General features: G+C 38.4%; 8 protein-coding genes. 7 read left to right on the forward strand and 1 reads right to left on the reverse strand.

The annotated features are described in order from the left end of the window. Window position 1 precedes the first annotated feature (1 nt). The 7 genes from sprA to MED134_RS11305 all read left to right on the forward strand — a co-directional run bounded on the left by sprA (window position 2) and on the right by MED134_RS11305 (window position 12,797). Entirely contained in the window at window positions 2-7,471 is a 7,470-nt protein-coding gene (gene sprA / locus MED134_RS11275) for a cell surface protein SprA (protein WP_052084224.1), read from the forward strand. Between the two features lie 110 nt (window positions 7,472-7,581). Continuing rightward, the gene (gcvH, locus tag MED134_RS11280) at window positions 7,582-7,962 is read left to right on the forward strand and encodes a glycine cleavage system protein GcvH (protein ID WP_038599116.1); all 381 of its coding nucleotides are present in this window, start codon (window positions 7,582-7,584) and stop codon (window positions 7,960-7,962) included. Beyond that, a complete protein-coding gene (locus tag MED134_RS11285; RefSeq protein ID WP_084811668.1) occupies window positions 7,940-8,350 on the forward strand; it encodes a VanZ family protein in 411 nt (136 codons plus the stop codon). The genes gcvH and MED134_RS11285 overlap by 23 nt, the downstream gene beginning before the upstream one ends. A 54-nt stretch (window positions 8,351-8,404) precedes the next feature. Then, entirely contained in the window at window positions 8,405-9,133 is a 729-nt protein-coding gene (locus MED134_RS11290; protein WP_035327197.1) for an energy transducer TonB, read from the forward strand. A 151-nt stretch (window positions 9,134-9,284) separates the two neighbouring features. Then, window positions 9,285-10,076, forward strand: coding sequence for an energy transducer TonB (locus tag MED134_RS11295; protein WP_052084225.1), 792 nt, complete (start codon window positions 9,285-9,287; stop codon window positions 10,074-10,076). A gap of 95 nt (window positions 10,077-10,171) precedes the next feature. Next, window positions 10,172-12,295, forward strand: coding sequence for a hypothetical protein (locus tag MED134_RS11300; protein ID WP_038599119.1), 2,124 nt, complete (start codon window positions 10,172-10,174; stop codon window positions 12,293-12,295). A gap of 82 nt (window positions 12,296-12,377) precedes the next feature. Continuing rightward, window positions 12,378-12,797 carry a hypothetical protein gene (locus tag MED134_RS11305; RefSeq protein WP_038599123.1) on the forward strand — a complete coding sequence of 140 codons (420 nt, stop codon included), beginning with the start codon at window positions 12,378-12,380 and terminating at the stop codon, window positions 12,795-12,797. Window positions 12,798-12,799: 2 nt separating this feature from the next. On the opposite strand, the gene MED134_RS11310 is transcribed toward MED134_RS11305, so the two are convergent. Continuing rightward, window positions 12,800-13,168 (reverse strand): glyoxalase, encoded by a 369-nt coding sequence (locus MED134_RS11310; protein WP_038599125.1) that lies wholly within the window; start codon window positions 13,166-13,168, stop codon window positions 12,800-12,802.

Below are 13,168 nucleotides of genomic sequence, written 5' to 3' on the forward strand. Positions count from 1 at the left end.
TTTGAAGCGAAATTATTACTTGAATTTACGTGTAGCGATATTGTTTATTGCGGTTATTTTTATAGGTAACCTAAGTGCTATAGCACAAGAAGAGGACCCTAGTGAAAGTGAAGAGAGCACCGCACCTGTTACTTTTTCTTTAGGAAGCCTTGTGTTACCTAACCCAAATAGCATTGTAGCAAAGTACACCTATGACCCTGTACTAGATAGATACATTTATACCGAAGAACTAGGTGCTTTTAATGTAACCTACCCACTTATACTTACTCCAGAAGAGTATGAAAAACGCGTGCGTGATGAACAAATGCGTCAATATTTTAGAGAAAAAATCACAGCAATAGATGGTCGTGCAGATGAGGATGACTCTAGAAATAGTCTTGTAAAATCTCTGTATGTAAAAAATGATCTTTTTGAATCTATTTTCGGAGGAGATGAGATTACGTTTACACCACAAGGTTCTGTAGAGATGGATCTCGGACTGTTATTTACAAAGCAAGATAATCCAGCCTTTTCTCCTCGTAATAGAAGAAATTTTACATTTGATTTTGACCAGCGTATAAGTCTTAGTTTATTAGGTCAGGTAGGTGAACGTCTCCAGATTACGGCAAACTATGATACGGAATCTACCTTTAATTTTCAGAATCAAATAAAACTAGAATACACGCCTACTGAGGATGACATCATCCAGAAGATAGAAGTGGGTAACGTGTCTATGCCTCTTAATAGTGCATTGATACAGGGTTCGCAAAGCCTTTTTGGTGTTAAGACTGAGTTGCAGTTTGGTAAAACTAGGGTGACCGCAGTATTCTCAGAAAATCAGTCACAACCCAAAACTGTTACTGCAGAGGGTGGTGCGACGGTGCAAGAGTTTGAAGTTCCGGCGCTTAACTATGATGAGAATCGTCACTTCTTCTTAGCACATTATTTTAGAGACAGTTATAACGACGCGCTTAAAAATTATCCCTTTATAGATAACAGTGGGGTGCAAGTAACTCGAGTAGAAGTATGGATTACAAATAGACAAAATCAAACTACAAATGCACGTAACATTGTTGCAATACAAGATATAGGTGAGTCTAACCCAGATAATATAGGTGTTAACGCTGGAGCAAACCCTGGTTTTATAAACAGTAGTTTTAATGCTTTTCCAGATAATGCAAATAATGATTTCAACCCGAGAGGTATTAATGATGCTTCTGTGCAGTCGCAGTTATCTCCAGCTATACGAGATGTTGCAACAGTAGGGCAAGGTTTTGGGAATATAACTGTACAAGATGGGACAGATTATGTGCTTTTAGAAAATGCTCGTAAACTAGATAACTCACAATTTACTTTGTATCCAGGTCTTGGTTATATCTCATTAAACCAGCGCCTTAATAATGATGAGGTGCTGGGAGTCGCTTTCCAGTATACCGTAGGAGGACAAGTGTATCAAGTAGGAGAATTTGCAAATGATGGTGTAAATGCTACCGAGGGTAATAGACCAGATGCAGATATGGACGGAATACCAGATATCGCAGATGCAGATAGCCCGGTTACACGACCAGATGATGATAATGATGGTATTGCAAATGAGGCAGATGCAGATAGTAATGGGGATGGTATTCTAAACGGTCAAGATGCAGATGGTGACGGTATACTAGATACTGTTATACCCGCAGGTCAAGCAGGAAGCCCTGTAAATCTTGTCGTAAAAATGCTTAAGAGTAACCTCACAAATGTTGAGGAGCCTATTTGGGACTTGATGATGAAGAATATTTACCCACTAGGTGCTTTTCAATTAGAGCAAGATGGGTTTAGACTTAATATAGTTTATGCAGATCCTTCGCCTATTAATTTTATCTCACCAGTCGCTGGTGAGCCATTACCTACACTCTTTGATGGTGTAAATAATGACAATACGATGGATGAAGGTCAAGATCGTGGCGCGCTTGAGAGCAATACGTTATTGCGACTTTTTAATCTTGATAGACTTACCACTTTTGGTGATCCACAAGTAGGAGGAGATGGTTTTTTTGATTTTGTACCGGGTGTTACTGTACACGTTCAAAATGGAAGTATAGTATTTACCACGGTTGAGCCTTTTGGAGAAAATCTATTTGAGTTACTTAGTGTTAATGATGGTGCGGAAAATTATGAAAATGAAGACACCTATAATGCACACCAAGATAAGTATGTTTATAGCTCACTCTATCAGTCTACAAAAACAATAGCACGTGATAATGCAGAAAAAAATAAGTTCTTACTAAAGGGGCGCTATAAATCTGCACAAGAGCAAGGTATTCCATTAGGGGCTTTTAATATTCCTCAGGGTTCTGTTAGGGTAACGGCTGGTGGCCGTGTACTTGTAGAAGGTCTTGATTATACTGTAAATTATCAATTAGGGCGTGTTATTATTTTAGACAAATCACTTGAGGCATCTGGAATTCCTATTTCTGCATCTGTTGAGAATAACACCATTTTTGGACAGCAAAATAAGCGCTTTACAGGAATTAATGTAGAACACCAGTTTAGTGAAAACTTCATAGTAGGAGGTACTTTTTTAAATTTAAATGAAAGACCGCTTACGCAAAAAGCCACATATAACTTTGAGCCTATAAATAATACTATTGTAGGTCTTAATGCAAGCTACTCAACTGAGCTCCCTTTCTTAACGAGATGGGTGAATAAGTTGCCTAACATTGATACAGATGTACCTTCTAACTTATCTGTGCGAGGAGAAGTTGCTTACTTGCTCCCAGGTCAACCTAAAGGAACAGATTTTAATGGTGAGGCTACTTCTTATATAGATGACTTTGAAGGAGCGCAGACATCAATAGACGTAGGAGGGCCATTGCAGTGGAGTTTGTCATCACCTCCAGTAGGTTTTGGTGGTGAATTTGCAAATGGTGACCTTGCAACAGGATATCGTCGTGCAAAATTTGCTTGGTATACTATTGATCCTATTTTTTATAACAACCAGAGACCTGATGGAATCTCTGATGATGACTTGTCGTTACCAGAAACACGTCGTGTGTTCAGAGATGAAATTTTCCCACAACAAGATATAATATCTGGTCAAACGCAAGCTCTTTTCACACTTGATTTAGCTTATTTTCCAGATCAAAGGGGGCCTTATAACTTCAGTCCAGATGCTGTAGACGGAACATTATCTAACCCTCAAGAGAATTTTGGAGGTATAACAAGACAGTTGACCTCTACAGATTTTGAGCAAGCAAATGTTGAGTTTGTTGAGTTCTGGTTACTAGATCCATTTTATGCAGATGGCGATACAACAAGCCCAGGAGGAAATCTAACCATAAACCTAGGTAGTATTTCTGAAGATATCCTTAAGGATGGTCGTAAACAGTATGAAAATGGATTACCTAACGATGGTGGTGAGGTAGGAACCTCAGAAACTGTATGGGGAAAAGTACCCACTAACCAGTCATTAGTATATGCTTTTGATACAGAAGGTCAAGAACGTGCAAATCAAGATATAGGTTATGATGGTCTTAGTGATGCAGAAGAAATGATAGAGTTTCCAAACTTTGCAAACTTACCTGACCCAGCTGGTGATAACTATAATTACTTTCTTAATACAGAGGGGGGAGTTGTAGAGCGTTATAGAGATTATAATAATAATCAAGGGAACTCACCTGTAGAGGTGACACAAACTAATCGTGGCTCGACTACTTTTCCAGATGTAGAAGATGTAAACCGTGATAATACAATGAACACGGTAGATGCATATTTTGAGTATGAATTACCTATTAACCCTTCCTCACTTAGTGTTGAAAATAATCCATTTGTTACAGATGTAAGAGAGCTTACAGTAACAACTCAAAATGGTTCGCAATTACCTACGAGATGGGTTCAGTTTAGAGTGCCTATAAATCAAGCCACAAATGTGGTAGGAGGTATTAATGATTTTAGAGCAATCCGTTTTATGCGTATGTATATGAGTGGGTGGCAAGAAGATGTTGTACTTCGTTTTGGAACATTAGATCTTGTGCGTGGAGATTTTAGAAGATACTTACTTTCATTAGATCCTAATGAAAATACAGAGATAAATGATGGTGACAACACACTTTTTGAAGTTGCTGCCGTAAATATTGAGGCAAACGAAACTAGAGAGCCTGTTCCTTATGCATTACCTCCAGGTGTAATAAGAGAGCGCCTTAACAACAACAATAATAATATAAGACAAAACGAGCAGTCTCTTTCTTTAAGAGTTGAAAACCTTGAAGAGCAAGATGCGCGAGGAGTATATAAGTATTACTCGCTTGATATGCGACAGTATAAAAATCTTAAGATGTTTATGCACGCAGAGCCTATTATTGAAAATGGGCTAGATAATCAAAATGTTGTAGGGTTTATTAGAATGGGAACCGACCTTAATTCTAATTTTTATCAAATAGAGCTGCCACTCGCACCTACACCATTTAATGTTTCAAATCAAGATAGAGAGGCGATTTGGCCAGCGGCAAATGAATTAAATCTGTCATTAGAATTGCTGCAAACCATAAAGTCTAAAGTAATTGCAGGAGATGTAGAATCAGACCCAGATGACATAACTTATTTTGATCAAAATGGAGATCGTATTCTTAATCCAGAAGAAACTTGTTATGAGGAAGGGCAACTTCGTATAGGTATACAGGGTCTTCCTAGTTTTGGAGATGTAAGAACATTAATGCTGGGGGTTAAAAATGGTAACCCTACCAGTAATCAGGCAATGGGATGTTCGCCTGGAGAAATTGGCGCCGAGGTGTGGTTTAATGAACTTCGTTTGTCTGACCTTACTAATGATGGAGGATATGCAGGTATTGTAAGTCTTGATGGTAACATTGCAGACTTTGCAAATGTATCTGCTACCGGTAGAGTAAGCACAGTTGGTTTTGGAAGTGTTGAGCAAAATGCTGGAGAGCGTAGTCTGGAAGATGTAATGCAGTATGATGTAGTTACAAACCTAAACGCTGGACAACTATTACCTAAAAAATGGGGTGTGCAATTACCACTTAACTATTCTATAGGAGAGCAGAGTATCACACCTAAGTTTGATCCCCTTTATGAAGATGTTGAGCTAGATACCTCGCTTGATAATGCGGCAGATCAAGAGCAGAGAGATCAGATAGAAGACTATGCTATAGACTATACAAAGCGTCAAAGCTTTAATGCAATAGGTGTGCGTAAGGAGCGCACAAACACAGACCGTAAACCTATGCCATATGATATAGAAAACCTTACTTTCTCATATTCATATAGCCAGACAGATCATAAGGATTTTGAGATTGAAGAATCTTTAGATCAAAATGTGAGATTGGGAGGGACGTACAATTTTAATTTTAACTCAAAGCCTATCGAACCATTTGCAAAGAACGATAGCCTTTTTACAGGGAAGTACTATAAATTCTTAAAGGATTTTAATTTTAACTACCTACCTTCTAGTGTGGCAGTGCAATCTAACATAGTGCGACAGCGTAACGAGCAAAAATTCAGAGATGTATTTGCAAATGATGGTGATATAGCTTTACCACGTTTATTTCAGCGCAATTATTTATTTGACTGGGGGTATGCCATTGACTTTCCTATCACAAAAAGTCTAAGATTCAACTACAATATGAATCATAATCGTGTGGTGAGAAACTATCTCGATAGTGATGGTTCTCCTTCATTTCTAGATGATGAAGGTCAAGAGGTAGCTGGTTTTGGTATATATGATGGATTCTTAGATGTAGGTACGCCAGACACACACTTTGGAGTTTTACAGCTTAACTATGATTTACCATTTGAGAAGTTTCCGTTTACAGAGTGGATAACTGCTACATATGCATATACAGCAAACTATAGATGGCAACGTGGCTCACAGCAATTTCAAGTTTTAGATAATATACCAGAGATTGGGAATAGTGTAGAAAACACAAATACCCACGCCATAAATGGTACATTAGATATGGAAAAGCTCTATAAATATGTAGGACTTAATAAGAAGAAAAAGAAGCGAGCAACAGCCTCTAGGCCTAGAGGGCTACCATCACCAGAAGATACCCGCAAAACATCAGATAGAGAACGTAAAATCGCCGAGGACCAAGGTTCGAATAGTAGCGGTTTAAGCGGTTCAGATAAGGCCCTTAACACAGGTGTAAGTTTACTTACAGCAATAAAGCGAGTGCAATTCAACTACGAAGAAAATAATGGAATTTACTTGCCAGGGTATTTACCATCTGTTGGATTTACAGGAAGTTTAAAGCCTACACCAGGATTTATCTTTGGTAGTCAGGCAGAGGTGCGAGAACTAGCAGCTAGTAATGGATGGCTTACATTATTTCAAGATTTTAATGAGCAGTATCGTGAGGTCGAGAGTAGAAACTTAGGTGTCCAGGCAAGAATAGGACTCTTAAAAGATCTTGATATTGATCTTAATATGAATAGAGTGTATCAAGAAAATTATCAAGAAAATTACCGTGTAGATCCAGAGACATTGCAGTATGAGTCTCTTACGGGTAATAGCTTCGGTAGATTTAATATTTCAACGTTACTCATTGCAACAGCCTTTAATGAGAGCACATCAGATTTTTCTGAAACATTTAATACGTTTAGAGAAAACAGATTAGCAGTTGCAGATAGACTCGCCACAGATTTTTATGGAGGAGCAGGTTTTGAAAGAGATGAAAACGGTTTCCCAGAAGGTTTTGGAAGAACAAACCAGCGTGTATTATTACCAGCATTTTTATCTGCTTATACAGGTAAAGATGTAAACAAGACAGATTCTGGTTTCTTAAGAAATGTGCCACTTCCTAACTGGAATATTAAGTACACGGGACTAATGAACTTAGACTGGTTTAGAAGCAAGTTTAAAAGGTTCTCAATACAACACGGTTATACAGCAGGGTATTCTGTAAATAATTTCCAGACTAACCTAGCTTATGATAGAAGTACAGATGGAGATCCAGAAACAGCCCAGAGAGATCAAGCGGGTAACTTCTTAAACCAAACATTACTAGGCAACGTTACACTCACAGAGCAATTTACACCACTAGTACGTATAGACTTTGAAATGAAAAACTCAGTCAAAATACTTGCAGAGGTTAAGCGCGATAGAGCACTTGGCTTAAGCTTTGATAATAACCTGCTCACAGAGATTAAAGGTAATGAGTACATACTAGGACTAGGGTATCGTATCAAAGACCTTCGTTTTGTGACAAACTTTGGAGGTTCACGTAGAGTGCTTAAAAGTGATTTAAACTTTAAGGCAGATTTATCCCTTAGGCAAAACGAGACTATTATAAGATATCTAGATATCGATAATAGTCAGACCACGCAGGGTCAAGACATATATGGCTTGCGCTTTACAGCAGACTATGCGCTCACTAAAAACTTAACAGCGCTTTTCTATTACGACCATACATTTTCGACATTTGCTATATCAACGGCATTTCCACAAACTACCATTCGATCAGGATTTACCTTGAGATATAACTTTGGAAACTAAAATAATTACGCTTTCGCGAAAGCTAGATGCTATATAATTTATATTTAATAAAAGATTATAATTATTTTCGCGTAAGCATACTTTAAACACATAATTAATACCACCAAGAAATGAATATACCAGCAGAGTTGAAATATACAAAGGACCACGAGTGGGTACGTATAGAAGGAGATGTAGCCGTAGTAGGAATCACAGATTTTGCTCAAGGAGAGCTAGGGGACATCGTATACGTTGAGGTAGAAACTCTTGACGAGACCTTAGATAAAGATGAAGTTTTTGGAACAGTAGAAGCTGTAAAAACAGTTTCTGATCTTTTCTTGCCACTTTCTGGAGAGATAGTTGCTTTTAATGAAGGTCTTGAAGATGAACCAGAGACAGTAAACAGTGATGCATATGGAGCTGGCTGGATGATAAAAATTAAGTTTTCTGATGCTTCTGAAATAGAAGAGCTTTTAAGTGCAGAAGCTTATGGAGAGCTCATCGGTGGGTAAAATTATAGGAGTTGTTGCTACTCTTTATACAATACTATTAACTATAGGCTCACTTATTAAGCCTGTAGATGTAGTTCCTAAAGTAACTAACATTGATAAGCTCCTGCACGCAGGAGCTTATTTTGGTCTTGCCTTACTCTGGTTATTGTATTACTTTATGTATAAGAAGATAACAGTAAAAAAGAGTACACAGCTTAAGAGCTATCTCATTATCGCTTTAATTTTAATAGGTTACGGCATAGTGATTGAAGTGATGCAAGGGAGCTTAACCATTTATAGACAACCAGATGGCTGGGATGTGCTTGCAAATACAATAGGTGTCCTTTGTGGATGTTTGTGCTTTGCTTTGTTTTTTAAGAAATTTAAAGCGTTAAATACGCGATATTAATTTCTATAGTGATAATAATTTTGCTATTTTAGCTATCTACTTAATACATTAATTATGGAACCCAAGAAAAATCCAAAAGCAGATCTTCGTAAAAGGAGTGTGCTCTTTTTTCAGTTAGGACTCATCGCAGTTCTAGCACTTACGTATATCACTATAGAGTGGAAAACGTATGACAACGCTGCTGTAGATATAGGGCAGTTAGATCTTGATGATCTTGATGACGAAGAAATTCCAATCACGGAGTTAAATACGCCTCCACCACCACCACCACCTCCACCGCCACCAGCGCCGGAAATTATCGAGGTTGTAGAAGATGAAGAAGAAATAGAGGAAACCGTAATTGAGTCTACAGAGACAGATGCCGAAGAGGAAATCGTTGAAGTAGAAGAAGTAGAGGTAGTAGAAGAAGAAGAAGAAATTGCAGATGTACCATTTGCAGTTATTGAAAACGTGCCTATCTTCCCTGGTTGTGAGTCTATGAAGAACAACGACCAGCGTAAAAAGTGTATGTCTGAAAAGGTAAGTAAACTTGTAAATAAGAAGTTTAATACTGAATTAGGAAGTGACCTTGGTCTTTCTGGAATAAACAGAATCTTTGTGAGTTTCAAGATTGATAAAAAAGGAAACATTACAAACATACGTTCACGTGCACCGCACCCTAGACTTCAAACAGAAGCAGAGCGTGTAATTAGATTGTTACCTAAAATGACACCAGGTAAGCAACGTGGTAAGCCAGTAGGAGTATTATACTCTCTACCTATTACATTTAAAGTAGAAGACTAGTCCATACCACTTAATTTATATAAAAACTGCCTCAGCAATGAGGCAGTTTTTTTTGTGTCAAAAAAAAGAGACCACCGCTAGGTGATCTCTTAGTTTGGCTTACTTCTTGATTCGTTTTAAGAATTGTTCAACATTTTTAAAACCATATCTTATGGAAAATTCCAAAGAAGGTACGACTGTTCGCCAAAACAGCACGTACACATCAAGCCGCGAACACGAGGCAAATTTACGAAGAAATCCCACGCTTCATTTTCAAATTGGGTTAATCTTAGCACTTCTCGCATCCATCTTCTTTATAGAAATGCGCACTGTAGAAAAGGATTTTGCAGTAGTTGAGCCTACCGAAAGTTATGACGAAGTCTATACGATAGGTGAAGTCCGGGTAGAGAAGAAGGAGGTAAAAGTCAAGAAAAAGGTGCAGCCTAAAAAGCAGCAAGAACCTAAAGTACTTGACAATATCAAAAAGCAAGAAGATGATGTAAAAGACTTAGTAGAAGATCTTACATCAGACTCAGAGCCAGACGATACAGAAATGGTAGAACCTGGTAGTGTTACAGAGGTAGAGGAGCCTGTAGAGCCGGAGACGGTTCCCTTTGTTGCTATTGAGACCGTTCCGCTTTTTCCAGGTTGTGAAGGTCTTAGTGATAATGACGAGCGCCGTGACTGTATGAGTGCAAACATCTCAAAATTTGTCTCTAAAAAGTTTAGAGCCGAAAGAGGAGAGGGCTTAGGTCTAGAGGGAGTAAACCGTATTTACGTAAACTTTAAGATAGATAAGTTTGGTAAAGTGGTAGATGTAATGGCAAAGGCCCCGCACCCTAAACTAGAGAAGGAAGCGTTGCGAGTAGCAAGATCATTACCAGATATGACTCCTGGTAAGCAGGGAGGGAAGGATGTAGCTGTCTTATTCTCATTACCTATAATCTTTGAAATCAGAGACTAAATGAATTAATTTACGTTAAGAATCCCGTTACCTGAGGTGACGGGATTTTTTGTGCAATAAACCCTATCTTTCGGCTGCAAACATCACGGCTTATTATGCATAAATACCTCCTTCTTTTTGTCTCTTTTATAGCAACTACTATAACAGCTCAGGTTACGACTAGTGATTTTGAAAAATATCCTGTTTTTCCAGGCTGTGAGACTATAGATATCGCACAACTGCAAGATTGTTTTAATGAGAAGTTTATTGCGCATATACTTGACAATTTTGAGGTGCCAGCTGTGGTGAGTCAAGATAACTTTCAAGGTAAAATGGTAATCCTTTTTGAGGTTACTAAAACAGGTGATTTTAAGCTACTCTATACAGATGCGATGTATCCAGAGCTTAAGACCGCTGCTCAGGATGTTTTTGAGACGCTGCCTCAAGTTGCTCCGGCTACCTATAATGGAGAGCCTACGTACCTGCAGTTTACAATGCCTGTTTTATTACCACTAGATAGAAATGTTGTGGATACGATGATCGTGGAGGATGGTGGTAATTCCGCTTTCGCGAAAGCGGAAAAAGAAACCGTAAATCCTATGCAGCAAGAGTATGACCGCATTAAAAACCTCAAGTTTGATGATCAAAATGAATATACGAGTGGGCTAAATATCCCTTTCTCACATCAAGTATATAGTAGGTTTGACCAGGAGCTTAATCTTGTGGGGACAAATGCACACACGGCAAGCAAGCCTTTCTTATATAACACGGTAAACCCGTATTATAATTTTAAAGAGAAGAAAGATGCACTGCTTAAGGAGAAGTCTACGTGGTTTGGGAGAAAGTGGTCTAACGAGCATATGGTGCAAATACAAGGTGAAGATTACTGGATCACTCTAGACCCTGCAGCAGATTTGCAACTAGGTTATGAAACCGATGATGCAAAAATTAATGACTTTACTTATAACAACACCAGGGCTGTTTACGTGCAAGGAGGGCTTGGTAAGAAGATAAATTTCTTTGCAGCCGTGTATGAGAGTCAAGGGCGGTTTCCAAGATATTTTGACGCCATAGCTAGGTCATTACGACCAGATGGAGGAAACCCAGCTGTTATACCGGGAAGAGGTATTGCAAAGGAGGGGACAAATGGAGATCTTGATTATCCGGTTGCAGAGGGCTATGTGTCATACACACCGTCTAAGTATTTTAATATACAGCTAGGGCACGGTAAGCAATTTATAGGAGATGGGTATAGATCATTGTTACTTAGTGATAATGCCAGTTACTTTCCTTACTTAAAACTCAATACTACATTCTGGAAGTTTAAGTATACAAATACTTGGACCTCGCTGCGTGACGTGCGACCAGAGGTGACTGCAGATGGTGCTTTCCGCACAAAGTATATGAGCAACCACTATCTAAGCTGGAATGTCTCAAAACGATTAAACGTAGGTCTCTTTGAGTCTGTAATATGGGAAAATGAAAATGGTAGAGGTTTTGATTTTAATTTCTTAAACCCAGTAATTTTTTACAGAGCCATTGAGTTTTCTACAGGGTCAAGAGGAGGAAATGCACTTATAGGTCTTACAGGTAAATACAAGGTAAATGACCGAGTAAACGTTTACGGGCAGATTGTAATTGACGAATTTTCGGCGGGAGACGTTTTGAATGGTAGCCAGAGTTATAAAAATAAGCAAGGTTTTCAGCTAGGAGCAAAGTATTATGACGCCTTTGGAATTAAAAATCTTACACTACAAGGTGAGTATAATCAAGTGAGACCATATGTGTACTCTAATAATGAGATACAGCTCAACTATGGTCACACTAACCAGTCACTAGCACATCAATGGGGAGCAAACTTTAAGGAGCTCATAGGTATTGCTAGATACGAGCGTGATCGCTGGTATGGAACTGCAAAGCTTATTGTAGGTGCTCGAGGAGTTGAGATAGGTGATATAAACGAGGTGTATTATGGAGGTAGCATTTATGGTAATGATGAGAATAGACCCTCAGATAACGGGATTGCATTTTTTCAAGGAAACAAGGTAACTAGTGTGTATGGCGATCTGGAGCTAGGGTATCTCATAAACCCTGCAACAAATTTAAAAGTATATGTAAACCCAATATATCGCTCTCAAACGGCAGATGTTCAAGAAGCGCCACTTGGAATTGATACTAAAACACTATGGTTTAATGTGGGCTTTAGAACAGATCTATTTAACTGGTATTACGATTACTAGATAAATAGGTAGCACATACTATTTGAATAAAAGTGCTCGTTATTTGTAAAGACGAGAAACTACTTTATCAATCCAATGTGCTATGTTATCCAAAACCAACCTTCTCTGGGTGGTTGTCGTTGTGCTTCTTGTCTCTTGTGCTCAAAAAAAAGAGTGTCACAATACCCAACGCAACCCAATACTTGCCTCAAATATTTACTCTAGCAAAGCATATCAAGCAGAGCTGTATAGACTTATAAAAGAAAGCCCAGATGTAGATTACTACTATGAGATGAGGGAAGAGATTTTTGGTCAAGTGTATCTTGTAGTGAGTGCATATGGAGATGCTTTTTGTGGTAAGCTCTGCCTGGCCATCTCAGAAGAGGATGCTTCTCGCATAGCCATAGACGCTAGTAAAGGTTATCAAGGCGCGCAGCTTATAGGTCTAAAGTATAAAAAGAAAGAAACTGCTTATGCCTTATCGAGTCTCGTGTATGACTCTATGGAGTATCTAGTAGATTGATTTTACTTAAAATCACCTATGTGCCATAGTATACCTGAGGGGTCGTGTAAAAAGAACTCGCGTCCCCAGTCGTTATTTACAATATTAGAGAGCTTTACATTTTTAAATCGCTCACCAAGTTGTAATGATTGTAGGTGTGAGAGATACTCATCAAGCTGTATTACTTCAAAAAAGAGCATTGTGTTATCTACCCAGTCTTTTACATAGGCATCTTGTAAATAAAAGCCAAAGCCTTCTCGTGTAAACAGTGTCATATCTGGAGAGATCATACGTTCTTCAAATCCAATGGTTTTGTAAAAGGCACTTGAGGTTTTAAAGTCTTTTGAGCCTATAAAAGGCCTTATGGATTTAATATTCAGTTCTGAACTCAT

Source organism: Dokdonia sp. MED134 (genome assembly GCF_000152925.2).
Taxonomy (GTDB): domain Bacteria; phylum Bacteroidota; class Bacteroidia; order Flavobacteriales; family Flavobacteriaceae; genus Dokdonia.

Coding starts and splice junctions, on each gene's coding strand:
- MED134_RS11285 (WP_084811668.1), top strand. CDS start 7,940: ATGGAGAGCTCATCGGTGGGTAAAATTATAGGAGTTGTTGCTACTCTT.
- gcvH (WP_038599116.1), top strand. CDS start 7,582: ATGAATATACCAGCAGAGTTGAAATATACAAAGGACCACGAGTGGGTA.
- MED134_RS11305 (WP_038599123.1), top strand. CDS start 12,378: ATGTTATCCAAAACCAACCTTCTCTGGGTGGTTGTCGTTGTGCTTCTT.
- MED134_RS11300 (WP_038599119.1), top strand. CDS start 10,172: ATGCATAAATACCTCCTTCTTTTTGTCTCTTTTATAGCAACTACTATA.
- MED134_RS11295 (WP_052084225.1), top strand. CDS start 9,285: ATGGAAAATTCCAAAGAAGGTACGACTGTTCGCCAAAACAGCACGTAC.
- MED134_RS11290 (WP_035327197.1), top strand. CDS start 8,405: ATGGAACCCAAGAAAAATCCAAAAGCAGATCTTCGTAAAAGGAGTGTG.
- MED134_RS11310 (WP_038599125.1), bottom strand. CDS start 13,168: ATGAGTTCAGAACTGAATATTAAATCCATAAGGCCTTTTATAGGCTCA.